Origin of the sequence: Caulobacter sp. FWC26 (assembly GCF_002742645.2) — a bacterium.
Taxonomy (GTDB): Bacteria; Pseudomonadota; Alphaproteobacteria; order Caulobacterales; family Caulobacteraceae; genus Caulobacter.
Genome location: NZ_CP033875.1, coordinates 4,028,354 through 4,042,594, shown reverse-complemented (window position 1 = coordinate 4,042,594; position 14,241 = coordinate 4,028,354). Strand labels below are relative to the sequence as shown.

The following is a 14,241-nucleotide window of genomic DNA, read 5'->3' as shown; positions in this document are numbered from 1 at the left end:
TCGTACCCAAGAAACCCGCCGGACCAAGCAAGAGAGACTCGGAAAGCCCCATGGCCGACATCAATACGCCCGCCCTCGGCGAATCCGTCACCGAAGCCACGGTGGCGCGCTGGACCAAGAAGGTCGGTGAGGCCGTGAAGAAGGACGAGATCCTCGTCGAGTTGGAAACGGACAAGGTTTCGCTCGAGGTCGCCTCGCCCGCCGACGGCGTGCTGTCGGCCATCGGCGCCGAGGAAGGCGCGACGGTTGTTCCGGGCACTGTCCTGGGCGTGGTTAGCGAAGGCGCTGCGGCGGCGGCCGCTCCCGCCGCCCCGAAGGCCGCTGAAGCGCCGAAGCCGGCCCCGGCTCCGGCGGCCGCTCCCGTGGCCGCGGCTCCCGCCGCTGCTCCGGTCAGCCCGGCCCCGGCTCGCATCGCCGCCGAAACGGGCCTTGACCTGTCTAAGGTCGCCGGCACCGGCAAGGACGGCCGCGTGACCAAGGGCGACGCCCTGGCCGCCCTGGAAGCTCGCGCCGCCGCCCCGGCTCCGGCCGCCGCTGCGGCCGCGCCGCGCGCCCTGCACGAGCGCGAAGAGCGCGTGAAGATGACGCGCCTGCGTCAGACGATCGCTCGCCGCCTGAAGGAAGCCCAGAACACCGCCGCCATGCTGACGACCTTCAACGAGGTCGACATGAGCGCCGTGATGGCCCTGCGCGCCCAGTACAAGGACGTCTTCGAAAAGCAGCACGGCGTGAAGCTGGGCTTCATGTCGTTCTTCGTGAAGGCCTGCGTCGCGGCCCTGAAGGCGATCCCGGACGTCAACGCCGAGATCGACGGGCAGGACGTGATCTACAAGAACCACTACGATATCGGCGTCGCCGTCGGCACCGATAAGGGTCTGGTGGTTCCGGTCGTCCGTGACGCTGACGCCCTGAACCTGGCCGGGATCGAGAAGACCATCGGCGACCTCGGCAAGCGCGCCCGCAACGGCCAGCTGGCGATCGAGGACATGCAGGGCGGCACCTTCACGATCACCAACGGCGGCATCTACGGCTCGCTGATGTCGACCCCGATCCTGAACGCGCCGCAGTCGGGGATCCTCGGCATGCACGCCATCAAGGAACGTCCGATGGTCATCAACGGCAAGATCGAGATCCGCCCGATGATGTACCTGGCTCTGTCCTACGATCACCGCATCGTCGACGGCGCCGGCGCGGTGACCTTCCTCGTGAAGGTCAAGGAAGCCATCGAAGACCCGCAGCGCCTGCTGCTGGAGCTCTAAGCTTCACAAGAAGCTTCCAAGGCTTCTTTGCATTCGCGGCCCCGGCGTCCTACGTCGGGGCCGTTCGCATTTCAGGATCCCATGCGATGGCCAAGGACACGCTCTATCTGCTCAAGCCGCACTTCGAGAAGGAGGGCGCCGAGCGCTTCTGTCCCGACTGCGCGATGATGGAAGGGTATCTGGCGACCTATCCCGCGCTGCGCGAGATGCTGGAGATCGTCTATGTCGGTTATGCCCGCCCGCGGGCGATCCTCGTCGAGCGGTTGGGCGAAGACCACCAGAACGCCCCGACCCTGATCCTGGCGCAGGCCGCGCCGGACGCGGGTCCGCACGGCGAAATCCAAGCGTCCAAAGGCCTGTCGTTCCTGACCGACGCCCGGCCGATCACCCGCTATCTGGCGGCCAAGCATGGGTTGGCCGCGCCGCTTTGATTAAAGGCTGCGTCAAGGCGTTCGAGCGGGTTCCAGCCTCGTGCTCGAAGATTGGTCAGCCGATCGGCTAGCCGTCAGCACCGCCTCGCCCAATCTTGCATAGTCGCCGTCGAAGTGGTGGCCACCGGGCAGGCGGATCTTGGCGACCTGAGCGTCCGTAAGCGTGGGGCAGATGTCGTGACGCTCCTTGTCGCCGTAGATGCAAGTGATCTTCACGTCCTTCAGCGCCGCGATCGCCGGGGCCACCGCGAACGAGTCACGCGGGGCCAGGTTCAACCAGCTGAGCGGATGGAAGCGCAGATCGCCGACCGGCCCCGTGCCGATCAGCACCACGTGACTGATCCGCGCACGCACGTCGCTTGGCAGTCGCGGTATAATCGCCGGCAGGGCGTCGGCCCCGAACGAATAGCCGATCAGCACCACGTTCTTGCGGCCCCACAGGGCTTCGTACTTGCGCACGGCGCCGGCCAAGTCGCCGGCCACGCCATCGGGTGAGCGGTTGGTGCGGAAATAGGTCAGCGAGTTGAAACCGATTGTCGGCACGCCGCCATCGGCCAGGTGGCGGGCGACGACCTGGTCGAGCGGTCCCCAGCCGCCATCGCCCGAATAGAGCACCGCGAGGGTGTCGCCAGGCTTGGCGCTGGCGATCGGAATCTGATGGTCGCGAGCCGGCGCGGACAGGGCCGCGCCGGCGGCGAGGGCCAAGACGGTGAGAGCGGCGAAAAGACGGATACGCGAGGTCATGCCGACATGACGTCACCGATCGGTGGCGCTCTCCAGGCGCCGCGATGTCAGGCCTGTGGCAAAGCTCAGTTCGAGTTCGGGCGGGGGCCGGGCCAGACGCTGCGGAAGGCCTTCAGAGCGGCTGGATGGTAAATCGTGCTGTGGTGCTCCTGATGCATCGGGTCGTAGACAAACGTTAGGCCCGCTGGCTTGGCCGCGCCGATCGCCACCACCACCTTGTCGACGCCCGCCTGCATCGTGGTCCCCTCGTCACCGATGGTCAGATAGAGCTTGCGCGGCCCACCCACCGGCCATTTGGCCAGATCCGCCGCCGCGCCGCGCGCCAGGGCCTGGTCGCTCCACCACAGGCTGGGGCTGGCGGCGATATAGGCGTCGAACAGGGTCGGCTGCTTCAGGAAGGTCTCGACCACGAACAGGCCCGCCAGGCTCTCCCCGATGATCGCGCTTTCGCTGCTGACCCGGTAGCGGGCCGCGACCCAGGGCTTCAGCTCTTCGGCCAGGAAGCGGCGGTAGGCGGCCGAGCCGCCGGTGGTCGGATAGTCGGCCTTCTCCTCGGCGACAGTGGTCGGGTGGGTCAGGTCATGGCGACGGTCGATACCCTCTATCCCGACCACGATCATCTCGCGATAGGTCCAGGACAGCTCGCCCAGCTGGGCCAGGCCGGCGATGTGCGGGAAGTCCTCCTTCTCGCCGCCGTCCAGCAGGTACAGCACCGGATAGGTCTTACCCGAGCTCGCGTACTCCGGCGGCAGGTGGACGTTGATCCGCCGGGTCTGGGAGAGAACCTTCGACTCGATCGTCAGCGACTGACCGATGACGATCGGCGTTCCTTCGGGGACGGCTTGGGCGGCGGCGGCGGACGCGCCCGAAGCGCAAAGAACAGCCAGGGCGAGGGCGGCGGATTTCAACACGATGCGACGGTCTCCGGACGAGCCCGCAAGGTTAGGCTGCGTCGTGGGCGGCAGGGAAGGGGCGCGGCTCCAGGAAGACTGCCCATTCTCCTTGATTTTCAAGGCCGGGCGCGTCGAAAGCGGGTTCCGTTTTGGCCTGGTTCCCTCTAAGGAACACGCGCCTCCAGAGGTCTGACAAAGCGGCCGGCGAGGCCCCATATTTGTCCGGCGCCGCTTCCGGCGCGTCCTGAAGGCGATACACCCATGGCTCAGTACGACGTCGTCATCATCGGTGGCGGTCCTGGTGGCTACAACGCGGCGATCCGCGCTGGCCAGCTGGGCCTGAAGGTCGCGATCGTCGAAGGCCGCGGCAAGCTGGGCGGCACCTGCCTGAACGTCGGCTGCATGCCCTCGAAGGCCCTGCTGCACGCCTCGGAACTGTACGCCGCCGCGACGGGGCCTGAGTTCGCCAAGCTGGGCATCGAGGTGAAGCCGAAGCTGAACCTGCCCCAGATGATGGCCCAGAAGGCCGAGAGCGTCGAAGCCCTGACCAAGGGCGTCGAGTTCCTGATGAAGAAGAACAAGGTCGACTACGTGAAGGGCTGGGGCCGCATCGACGGCGTCGGCAAGGTCGTGGTCAAGGCCGAGGATGGTTCGGAAACCACCCTCGAAACCAAGAACATCGTCATCGCCACCGGCTCGGAGCCGACCCCGCTTCCGGGCGTGACCGTCGACAACAAGCGCATCATCGACTCCACCGGCGCCCTGTCGCTGCCGGAAGTGCCCAAGCACCTGGTCGTCGTCGGCGCCGGCGTCATCGGTCTGGAGCTGGGCTCGGTCTGGAAGCGCCTGGGCGCGGAAGTCACCGTGGTCGAGTACCTGGATCGCATCCTCCCGGGCACCGACACCGAAGTGGCCAACGCCTTCCAGAAGATCCTGGTCAAGCAAGGCTTCAAGTTCCAGCTGGGCGCCAAGGTCACCGGCGCGGCCGCTTCGGCCAAGGGCGTGAAGCTGAGCTTCGAGCCGGTCGCCGGCGGCGAGGCCCAGGCGATCGAGGCCGACTACGTGCTGGTCGCCATCGGCCGTCGCCCCTACACCCAAGGCTTGGGCCTGGAGACGGTGGGCATCACGCCGGACAAGCGCGGGATGATCGCCAACGACCACTTCAAGACCGGCGTTGCGGGCGTGTGGGTGGTCGGCGACGTCACCTCGGGTCCGATGCTGGCCCACAAGGCCGAGGACGAAGGCGTGGCCTGCATCGAGATGATCGCGGGCAAGGCTGGCCACGTGAACTACGGCATCATCCCGGGCGTCGTTTACACGAGCCCCGAAGTGGCCACGGTCGGTCAGACCGAAGACGATCTGAAGGCGGCGGGCGTCGCGTACAAGGTCGGCAAGTTCCCGTTCCTGGCCAACAGCCGCGCCAAGATCAACCACGAGACCGACGGCTTCGTGAAGATCCTGGCCGACGCCAAGACCGATCGCATCCTCGGCGCCCACATGGTCGGCCCGAACGTCGGCGACATGATCGCCGAATACTGCGTCGCCATGGAGTTCGGCGGGGCGTCGGAAGACGTGGCCCGTACCTGTCACCCGCACCCGACCCGCTCGGAAGCCCTGCGCCAGGCGGCCATGGGCGTCGAAGGCTGGACGATGCAGGCCTAAGGACGGCTCTCATCAAGCCTTGGAGGCGGGGTTTCGCGAGGCGAAGCCCCGCCTTTTTTGTCTCGGCGTTGCAGCGCGCTTGAACGAAAAAGGCCCCGCCTTGAGGGAAGGCGGGGCCAATCTGCTTTCGGGGAGGGACCCCGCCGAGGGGATGGGCGGGGCTTACGCGGTACTCAAGCGGCTTAGAACTCTTCCCAGTCGTCGGCAGAGGCGGCCGGCGCGGCCGAGCTCTTGGCGAAGCTGGCCAGCTTGGCCTGGGCGGCCGCGACGGGATTGGCGCCCGGGCGGCTGGTGGCGCTGGCTAGGGCCGGGCCCTTCGCGACGGGCGCGGGCGCCGGGGCGCGGGCCGCAGGCGGCGGGGCGGTGGGGCGGCTGGCGCGCTTTGAGCCGCCGGCGACCGCCATGCTCGCCGAGCCCTGCACGCGGAACTTCGAGATCATCTGCATCAGATTGCCCGCTTCGCTCTTCAGCGCGTGCGAGGCGGCGGTCGATTGCTCGACCATGGCGGCGTTCTGCTGGACGGTCTGGTCCATCTGGTTGACGGCGGCGTTGACCTGGTTCAGGCCGGTGGCCTGCTCCTGGCCCGACGCAGCGATTTCGCTGACCAGAGCGTCAATCTCGCCGACCTTGGTGACGATGGCCTCCAGGGCCTCGCCGGTCTGGCCGACCATCGACACACCTTGGTTGACCTGCTGCGACGAGGTCGAGATCAGGGTCTTGATCTCCTTGGCGGCGTCGGCCGAGCGTTGGGCCAGGGCGCGGACTTCCTGAGCGACGACGGCGAAGCCTCGGCCGGCTTCACCCGCGCGGGCGGCCTCGACCCCGGCGTTCAGCGCCAGGAGGTTGGTCTGGAAGGCGATCTCGTCGATCACGCCGATGATCTGGCTAATCGACTGCGACGACTTTTCGATCTGGTTCATGGCGTCGACGGCGTTGCGGACCACGACGCTGGAGCGCTCGGCGTCCGAACGGGTGGAACCGACCACCTTGCTGGCTTCCAGAGCGCCGGCCGACGAGCGCTTCACCGTGGCGGTGATCTCGTCCAAAGCGGCGGCGGTTTCTTCCAGGCTGGCGGCCTGCTGCTCGCTGCGGCGCGACAGGTCGTCCGCGGCCGAGGCGATTTCGTCCGAGCCCGCGCCGATGCTGTTGGCGGCATGGACGATCGTGCCCATGGCCTCTTCCAGCTGGGCGATCGCGCCGTTGAAATCGTTCTGCAGGCGCTTGTAGGCCTCGGGGAACTGCTGATCCAGGCGGTAGGTCAGGTCGCCGTCCGACAGGCGGGCCAAGCCGCCGGCGATGGCTTCCATGACCATGGCCTGCTCCTTGGCGGCGGCCTCGGCAAGTTCCTGGTTGCGACGGCGCTCGGCCTCCACTTCGGCGCTGGCGCGCTGCTGAGCGGCCTCGGCGGTGCGCAGGGCCACGGCGTTGTCCTTGAACACCTGGACCGAGCGGGCCATGGCGCCGACCTCGTCCTTGCGATCCGCGCCGCGCACTTCGACGTCGACCGAGCCTTGCGCCAGGATGTCCATGGTCTTGGACGTGGCGATCAGAGGCGCGGCAATCTTCTTCGAGCCGATCCACAGGGCGAACAGCAGGGCCGAACCCGCCGCGATCAGACCGAACAGAATCGAGAACATCGTCCCGGCGGCGGCCTGCTTCGAAGCCTTCTCCACCATCGCGCGGGTTTCGTCGTTGTGGCTGTTGGTGAACTTGGTGACGTCCTTGCTCAGGGCGGCGATTTCGGGATCGATCACCGCCATGACCATGATCGCGGCCTCGTCGGCGTCTTGCAGGCCGAGGTCCGCGCCCTGGCGGGCGCTGGTGTAGATCTTCTCGAGACGCGCGCCGAAGTCCGCCACCATTTTCGCCGAAGCCGGCTCGGCCTTCTTGATTTCCGCCAGCTGCTCCTTGGCCTCCTTGTAGGCCTCATCGATCTCGTCGCTGGCCTGCCGGGCCTCGGACGACGATCCCGCATTGGCCACAGAGCGATAGGACGCATAGCCAAGGCCCATCAGGCGCCGGTTGAAGCGCGAAGAGGCCAGCTCGGCGGGCGCGCGTTCGTGGACGAGCACCTCCGTGTTAGCCTCCACCTTGCGCGCCTGCATCGCGTCCATGCCGACGATCGTAAGGGCGACGACGGTCAGGATGACGGCCGGCAGCGCAACCTTGGTTGAGATCTTCAGGTCATCAAATTTCATGGGGGGGACCTCGTCGGCGAACGGTCGCGGCACGGAAAATCGTACTTTTTCTCAAACCCCAGAACGACGTGACGCGGTAAAATCGCGGTTAACGGCAAGCGCCCGTGGGGCTCGGGCGACAGTCTGCCGCACCCGAATTGGGCTTTTGCACAACCAACGCGGGCGCGGTTCGCGCTAGGCGTCAGCTCTTGGGATGAGCGGCTTGATAGGCGGCTAGCAGGCCAGCGGCGTCGACCGCCGTATAGCGCTGGGTGGTCGACAGCGACGCGTGCCCCAAAAGGTCTTGGATCGCCCGCAGGTCCGCGCCCGCCCCTAGCAGATGGGTGGCGAAGGCGTGCCGGAAGGCGTGGGGCGTGACGCGGTCCGAGAGCCCGAGCCGGCCGCGAAGGGTCTGGACGAGACCTTGCACGTGGCGGGGCGACAACGGACCGCCCCGCTTGGCGCGAAACAGCGCGTCGTCCGGCGACAGCGCGAACGGGAGCGCGTCTCGATAAAGGTCGATGGCGTCGCGCACCGCGTCCAGCACGGGCACGAGGCGGACCTTGCCGCCCTTGCCCAAGATGCGCAGCGTGGCGCCGAGCGGGGCGTCGGCCTCGCGCAGCGACAGCGCCTCGCTGATGCGAAGGCCGCAGCCCCAAAGCAGGGTCAGCACCGCTTCGTCGCGAGCGGTCTCCCAAGGTTCGCGCTCGGTGTCCTCGGCGGCCTCGGCGATCAGGTCGCGCGCCTGGTCTTCCGAAACCGGTCGGGGCAGGGAGACCTTCAGGCGGGGGCCCCGCACGAGGTCGATGGCGGCGTTGGCCACGCCATGGCGCTGGTCCAGATAGTGGTGGAAGGCGCGAATGGACGACAGCGCCTGCGACAGCGAGCGCGGCGCCAGTGCGTTTTCGCCCTGACGCCGGAAGGCTAGGTAGCCGCGAAGATCCGCCGCCGAGACCTCGGCCATCGCCGAGAGGCTCAGCGCCTCGCCGTGATGGGCTTCCAGAAAGTTCAGATAGGCCAGGACATTGTCGCCATAGGCCCGCACCGTGCGCGGCGAGGCCCGGCGCTCCAGCGTCAGGTGGTCCAGCCAGGCGACATAGGCCTGGCGGGCGCTCACAGGACCGGCCAGCGTTCGGCCGTGCGCTCCACCACACGGGCCAGGAAATTGACCAGCTCGGTGCCCATGTCGGGCGTGAAGCCCTCTGGGTCGGTCGAGCCAAAGGCGATCAGCGCCTCGCGCCGGGGCTCCCAGATCGCCATGCGGACCAGCGCCATGCTGCGGATCGTGTCGGCCTTGTCGTCGAACAGCGGCAGGGCCGGCGCGAAGAAGCCCATGCGCGCGATCGGCGCGTCGCCCAGCAGCATGTCCACCTGGCCTTCGGCCAGGGCACGCCAGCCCGCCGGGACGCGGTGCGGACCTTCCAGGGCGATGACGCCGGCGGCGTGACCGAAGCGCAGCTGGGCCATCTCGTCGACCCGTCGGGCGAGGTCGGAGTGATTCCGCGCGTCGAGCATGTCGATCACGGCGGCGTGGGTCTGGGCCTGGGCCGAATAGTTGGCGCGGGCGTTGGCCTCGATGGCCTGACGGACGCTCGCCTCGCGGCGGTGGGCGGCCGCAGCGCGGGCGAGGGCTCGCGGCCCGAAATCGACGACATTGGCCGCGTCGACCCGCAGGCCCAGCTCGCCCAGCAGGTTCTCGTCCTGGCGGAGGAACTCCGGCTCGGTCCGGAGGAAATCGCGGACGCTCTCGGGGTCCACGACCGTTGTCTTGGTCGCTCGCGTCGCGTCGCTCATCTCGTCCCCACCGGCTTTGGACCTAACTGGCCCCGATGAAGCGGCAAGACGGTTAACACCCGCTTGATGACCCCTTCATCGGCGGCTCTCGACCTGGGGACGGTTTCGCGGCAGAAGCTCACGCCATGCCGCGTATCGCTTCCGTCCTGCTGCCGATGCCGTTGCCGGAGGCCTTCGACTACGCCGAGCCGGAGGGCCTTGAGCTGGCCGTTGGCGACCATGTCACCGTCCCGCTCGGGCCGCGCGTGATCCGGGGCGTCGTGACGGCGTTGCGTGACGGGACGGGCGGCAATCGGCCGCTGAAGCCGGTGCTGGAACGGGTCGACGACCCGCCGCTGCCGCCTGGCGCGCTGGCTTTTGTTGAGTGGGCGGCGCGCTACTCTGTCGATGTTCCAGGCTGGCCCCTGGCCATGGCCTTGCGCGGCCTGCGCCACCCGCCGCCCAAGCCCGACAAGGTTCTGGCGCTGACTGGCGCACAGCCCGCCCGTGTGACCCCGGCCCGACTCAAGGTGATGGCCGCCGCCGAGGGGCGGAAGCTCTCCGGCCCGGCCCTGGCGTCGGCCGCCGGCGTTTCGGCGGGGGTGGTCAAGGGGCTGGTCGAGGAAGGTGTGCTCGCGGTCGATTTCATCGAGCCCGAACGCGGTCTGCCCCAGCCCGACCTGACGCTTCCGCCCCGCGCCTTGAATCCGGGCCAGGCTGCCTGTGTCGACGTGCTCAAGGACATGCTGGAGACCGGCGGCTTCCAGGCGGCGCTGCTGGACGGCGTGACCGGCTCGGGCAAGACCGAGGTCTATCTCGAGGCGGTGGCTGAGGCGCTGAAGGACCCCGACGCGCAGGTTCTGGTGCTGCTGCCTGAAATCGCCCTGACCCAGGCGGTGATGGCCCGTTTCGAGCAGCGGTTCGGCGCGGTCCCGGCCGAGTGGCACTCGGGCGTCTCGCCGCCGCGTCGCCGGCAGGTTTGGGAGGCGGTGGCGGGCGGGAACGCTCGCATCGTGGTCGGCGCCCGTTCGGCGTTGTTCCTGCCTTTCCGCAAGCTACGCCTGATCGTCGTGGACGAAGAGCACGACAGCTCGTTCAAGCAGGAAGAAGGCTTTATCTACCAGGCTCGGGACCTTGCGGTGGCGCGCGCCAAGATCGAGGGCGCCAGTGTCCTCCTAGCCTCGGCCACGCCGTCGCTGGAGAGCCTCTATAACGCTCAGACCGGCCGCTATCGCTGGCTTCGCTTGTCCGCGCGACACGGCGCGGCGCAGTTGCCAGATATCGGCCTGATCGACATGCGCCAGACCCCGCCGGAGCCCGGCCGCTGGCTGTCGCCGCCGTTGATCAAGGCCATGGCCGTGACCCTGCAGCGCGGCGAGCAGGCCATGCTGTTCCTGAACCGGCGCGGCTATGCGCCGCTCGTGCTGTGCAAGGCCTGCGGCGAGAAGATGAAGTCGCCCGACACGGACAGCTGGCTGGTCGAGCACCGCTACACCGGTCGTCTGGTCTGTCATTTGACCGGTTTCTCGATGAAGAAGCCCGAGGCCTGCCCGCACTGCGGCGCCAAGGACTCGCTGGTCTCGATCGGCCCGGGGGTCGAGCGGGTCGAGGAGGAGGCGCGGCACATCTTTCCGGACGCCCGCGTGGCGGTGTTCTCCTCGGACACGGTGATGGACGCCGAGGGCGCCAAGGCGCTGGTGTCCAGCATGGCGGCGGGGGAGATCGACATCCTGGTGGCCACGCAAGCGGCCGCCAAGGGGCACAACTTCCCGAACCTGACCCTGGTGGGCGTGGTGGACGCCGATCTCTCTCTGCGCGGCGGCGACCTGCGGGCCGGAGAGCGGACCTTCCAACTCCTGGCCCAGGCGGCGGGCCGGGCGGGGCGGCATGAGAAGCCGGGGCGGGCGCTGCTGCAGACCTATGCGCCCGACCATGCGGTGATGCGGGCCCTGGCGGCGCAGGACCGCGACGCCTTTGTCGAGGCCGAGATGGCGATGCGCGAGGACGCCGGCCTGCCGCCCTTCGGACGCCTGGCGGCGGTGATCGCCTCGGGGGCGGACGGGGCGGCGCTGGACGCCTATGTCGAGGCGCTGGCCGCGGTCATTCCCAACGCCGAGGGCGTCGAGGTGTTCGGCCCCGCCGACGCGCCGTTAGCCCTGGTGCGCGGCCGCCGCCGCAAACGGTTCCTCGTCCGGGCTGAGCGCGGTGTCGACCTCCAGGGGTTCATGGCGGCGTGGCGCGCCCGGGCCAGGATTCCGAACTCGGTCCGCGTGGTGATCGACGTCGATCCGTACTCATTTCTCTGAGCCGGCGGCATAAAAAGAAGCCCCCGGAGTGAGATGCTCCGGGGGCCTTTTCTGACTGCGGATCCTTGCGGATCGCGGCGCTAGGGCTGTTTCTTGGCGTCGCGTCTGCGTGACAGCATGTTCAGGCCCTCGACCCCGGCCGAGAAGGCCATGGCCGTGTAGATGTAGCCCTTCGGCACGTGGGCGCCGAAGCCTTCGGCGATCAGCACGGTGCCGATCATCAGCAGGAAGCCCAGGGCCAGCATGACCACGGTCGGATTGGCGTTGATGAAGTTGGCCAGCGGATCGGCGGCCAGCAGCATCACGGTTACGGCGACCAGAACGGCGATGACCATGATCGGCAGGTGATCGGTCATGCCCACGGCGGTCAGGATCGAGTCGATCGAGAACACCAGGTCCAGCAGGATGATCTGGAAGATCGCCGAGCCGACGTTGTTGATCACCACAGTGGTCTTGTCCTTCTCCAGCACGTCGTCGCTCTTGCCCGGATCCACCGCGTGGTGGATTTCCTTGGTCGCTTTCCAAATCAGGAAGACGCCGCCGGCGATCAGGATCAGATCGCGCCAGGAGAAGGCCGTCTCGAAGCCGGGTTCGCCATGCGTCCCGACGGGACCGCTGATCCCGAGATCGAAGACCGGCGCGGTAAGGCCGACGATAAAGGCGATCGTCGACAGCAGGATCAGGCGCATGATCAGCGCCAGAGAGATACCGATCCGCCGGACTTTCTGCCGGTGTTCTTCCGGCAGCTTGTTGGACAGGATCGAGATGAAGATCAGGTTGTCGATACCCAGCACCACCTCCATCACGACGAGCGTGACGAGGGCGGCCCACGCGGCCGGGTCAGCGGCAAGGCTAAGGATTTCGTTCATGGGTTCCCAATAGGGTTCTGGCTCCGCGCCTCCCCGCACGGACCCGTGAGAGGGACCAAATGGGGGACGAACGCCCTGCTTGTCGAGGCCTCGTGTTTCGAAAAGCGACGCCGGAGGACGATTCATGCCCGACGCCGCCCACATAAGGCCGCTTACGGCCCTTCGATTCTTCGCCGCGTTCTGGGTCGTGCTTTATCATTACTGGCCCAACCTCGACGTCGGCTTCACCCCGGCGATCGCGTCCAAAGGCTATCTCGGCGTCGAAGCGTTCTTCGTCCTGTCGGGCTTCATTCTCTGCCATGTGTATCTGAGCGGTTTCGGGGAAGGGCGCTTTCGCTATGGCGACTTCCTCTGGAACCGTCTGGCGCGGGTCTATCCGCTGCATCTGGCGACGTTGGTCGGCGTCGGCGCGATGGCTTTGGCCGCGACAATGGCGGGTCTCGCTGTAGACCCCAACATTCTGTCCTGGCCCTCTCTGCCGGCGAACCTGCTGCTGGTTCACGCCTGGGGTTTCGCGCCTGTCGCGGGCTGGAATCACGCCTCGTGGTCGATCTCGGCGGAGTGGTTCGCCTATCTGACCTTTCCGGTCTTCGCCTTCGCGGCCTGGCGCTTGCGCGAGCGGCCGCTCGTCGCCGTGCTGGGCGCCTTGGCCCTGATCTCCGTGATCTACCCGGTGTTTCAGACCCTGGCGGGCTTCTCCCTGACCGAGGCCACTATCCGCTGGGGCGCGCTGCGCATCGTGCCGTGCTTCGCCTACGGCTGCGCCCTCCATGCCTTGTGGCGCTCGGGACGATTCCCCGCGCGTCTGGCGGGTCTCGGCGCGGCGGCGTTGGGCTTGGCGACTCTGCTCGCCATTCATGCGGGCGCCCCGGATTTGGGCATCGTCATGCTTCTGGGGGGGCTGATCTTCATGCTCGCCAGCCTCGCTTCGGCGGGGTCGCGATTCGCCTCGCAAAAGGTCTTCGTTTATCTCGGCGAGATCAGCTACTCGACCTACATGATCTGCATCCCGTGGAAGATCCTGGCGATCAATGCGGCGACCAAAATCTTGAATATCGATAGCGACAAGTTGCCGCTGTTTGTCTGGCTGGTGATTGTCGCCGCGCTAGTCCCGCTGTCGGCGATTTCGTTCCATATCATCGAGAATCCGTGCCGCGAGCGCATGAAAACTTGGGCTGCGGCATGGCGGAGCCGGCGTCTCGCCGTGGCGGGCGCCTGATAAATACTCTTTTCACCAATCGCCTCTAGGGTTATCCCTTCACCCAGTGACGCGGGGGAGTACCCACAGCATGACGAAACGGACGAGGACCCTTCTGGGTTCCCTGGCCGCCGCCGCCATGATCAGCCTTGTGCCGATGTCCGGCGCGAACGCTGACGGCTACTGGCAGTGCGTGCCGTTCGCGCGTCTGATGTCGGGTATCCAGATTTTCGGTGACGCCCGCACGTGGTGGGGCCAAGCCGCCGGAAAATACGATACTGGGTCGACCCCCAAGATCGGTTCGGTCCTTTCCTTCAAGCCCACCGCCCGCATGAACCTTGGTCATGTGGCCTTCGTCAGCCAGGTGCTGACCGATCGCGTCATTCAGGTCACCCACGCCAACTGGTCTGTGATCGAAGGCGATCGCGGTCAGATCGAGAAGGACGTCACGGTCGTCGACGTTTCGCCCAACGGCGACTGGACCCAGGTCAAGGTCTGGTACGATCCGATCCGCGATCTCGGCACCACGGTCTATCCGACCAATGGTTTCATCTATCAGGACGCCCAGGCGATGAAGATCGCCATGGCCACCAGCAAGATCGCCCTGGCCCAGAACGCCGTGGTCTCGGCCGCCAAGTCCGCCGCCAATCAGGTCGCCGCCTCGGTCCGCGCCTCGCCGCTGGACATCATCAGCCAGGCCGCCGACTCGACCGACCGCATCGCGGCTCTGATCGAGGCCGCCACGGGCGGTGGTTCGCCCTCGAACGACGCCAGCAACAAGCCCAACGCGCCCCGTTAAGCGGACGCGCAAAGGTGCGCCCCGCGAACGCCTTCGACGCTCGGTCAGGGCTGCGACTTTCTGTCGCGATTTGAACGGTTGATTAAGGCTGTTGTGGCACGGTGAACGCCGCTTTCGCGTAATCCCGTCC

12 protein-coding genes are annotated in these 14,241 nt (G+C 67.3%); 6 read left to right on the top strand and 6 right to left on the bottom strand.

Features of this window, described 5'->3' with window-relative positions; translation table 11 throughout:
- Positions 1 to 50: 50 nt before the first annotated feature.
- Both odhB and CSW63_RS20875 read left to right on the top strand, forming a co-directional pair.
- On the top strand, positions 51 to 1,259 hold the full coding sequence (odhB, locus tag CSW63_RS20880; RefSeq protein WP_062094643.1) for a 2-oxoglutarate dehydrogenase complex dihydrolipoyllysine-residue succinyltransferase: 1,209 nt from the start codon (positions 51 to 53) through the stop codon (positions 1,257 to 1,259).
- 86 nt (positions 1,260 to 1,345) lie between these two features.
- A complete protein-coding gene (locus tag CSW63_RS20875; RefSeq protein WP_062094641.1) occupies positions 1,346 to 1,690 on the top strand; it encodes a DUF3088 family protein in 345 nt (114 codons plus the stop codon).
- A gap of 12 nt (positions 1,691 to 1,702) precedes the next feature.
- Here the strand turns inward: CSW63_RS20875 and CSW63_RS20870 are convergent, their stop codons facing one another.
- The gene (locus tag CSW63_RS20870) at positions 1,703 to 2,434 is read right to left on the bottom strand and encodes an AcvB/VirJ family lysyl-phosphatidylglycerol hydrolase (RefSeq protein ID WP_062094640.1); all 732 of its coding nucleotides are present in this window, start codon (positions 2,432 to 2,434) and stop codon (positions 1,703 to 1,705) included.
- Between the two features lie 65 nt (positions 2,435 to 2,499).
- Positions 2,500 to 3,345 carry an alpha/beta hydrolase gene (locus CSW63_RS20865; protein WP_082749392.1) on the bottom strand — a complete coding sequence of 282 codons (846 nt, stop codon included), beginning with the start codon at positions 3,343 to 3,345 and terminating at the stop codon, positions 2,500 to 2,502.
- A 243-nt stretch (positions 3,346 to 3,588) separates the two neighbouring features.
- Between CSW63_RS20865 and lpdA the strand changes: the two genes are divergently transcribed.
- Positions 3,589 to 4,989: a dihydrolipoyl dehydrogenase gene (lpdA, locus tag CSW63_RS20860; RefSeq protein WP_062094638.1), complete on the top strand. Its 1,401-nt coding sequence runs from the start codon at positions 3,589 to 3,591 to the stop codon at positions 4,987 to 4,989.
- 182 nt (positions 4,990 to 5,171) lie between these two features.
- Here the strand turns inward: lpdA and CSW63_RS20855 are convergent, their stop codons facing one another.
- The 3 genes from CSW63_RS20855 to CSW63_RS20845 form a co-directional block, all read right to left on the bottom strand.
- The gene (locus CSW63_RS20855; RefSeq protein ID WP_099503009.1) at positions 5,172 to 7,187 is read right to left on the bottom strand and encodes a methyl-accepting chemotaxis protein; all 2,016 of its coding nucleotides are present in this window, start codon (positions 7,185 to 7,187) and stop codon (positions 5,172 to 5,174) included.
- Between the two features lie 181 nt (positions 7,188 to 7,368).
- On the bottom strand, positions 7,369 to 8,283 hold the full coding sequence (locus CSW63_RS20850; RefSeq protein WP_082749578.1) for a tyrosine recombinase XerC: 915 nt from the start codon (positions 8,281 to 8,283) through the stop codon (positions 7,369 to 7,371).
- Entirely contained in the window at positions 8,280 to 8,960 is a 681-nt protein-coding gene (locus CSW63_RS20845) for a DUF484 family protein (protein ID WP_062097250.1), read from the bottom strand. The genes CSW63_RS20850 and CSW63_RS20845 overlap by 4 nt, the downstream gene beginning before the upstream one ends.
- A 125-nt stretch (positions 8,961 to 9,085) precedes the next feature.
- On the opposite strand from CSW63_RS20845, the gene CSW63_RS20840 reads away from it, so the two are divergent.
- On the top strand, positions 9,086 to 11,245 hold the full coding sequence (locus tag CSW63_RS20840; RefSeq protein ID WP_062097248.1) for a primosomal protein N': 2,160 nt from the start codon (positions 9,086 to 9,088) through the stop codon (positions 11,243 to 11,245).
- Between the two features lie 80 nt (positions 11,246 to 11,325).
- Here the strand turns inward: CSW63_RS20840 and CSW63_RS20835 are convergent, their stop codons facing one another.
- Positions 11,326 to 12,114, bottom strand: coding sequence for a TerC family protein (locus CSW63_RS20835; protein ID WP_062097246.1), 789 nt, complete (start codon positions 12,112 to 12,114; stop codon positions 11,326 to 11,328).
- A gap of 124 nt (positions 12,115 to 12,238) precedes the next feature.
- Here CSW63_RS20835 and CSW63_RS20830 point away from each other — a divergent pair, with 124 nt between their 5' ends.
- On the top strand, positions 12,239 to 13,333 hold the full coding sequence (locus tag CSW63_RS20830) for an acyltransferase (protein ID WP_062097244.1): 1,095 nt from the start codon (positions 12,239 to 12,241) through the stop codon (positions 13,331 to 13,333).
- A 70-nt stretch (positions 13,334 to 13,403) separates the two neighbouring features.
- Positions 13,404 to 14,111 (top strand): CHAP domain-containing protein, encoded by a 708-nt coding sequence (locus CSW63_RS20825; protein WP_062097242.1) that lies wholly within the window; start codon positions 13,404 to 13,406, stop codon positions 14,109 to 14,111.
- Positions 14,112 to 14,241: the final 130 nt, after the last annotated feature.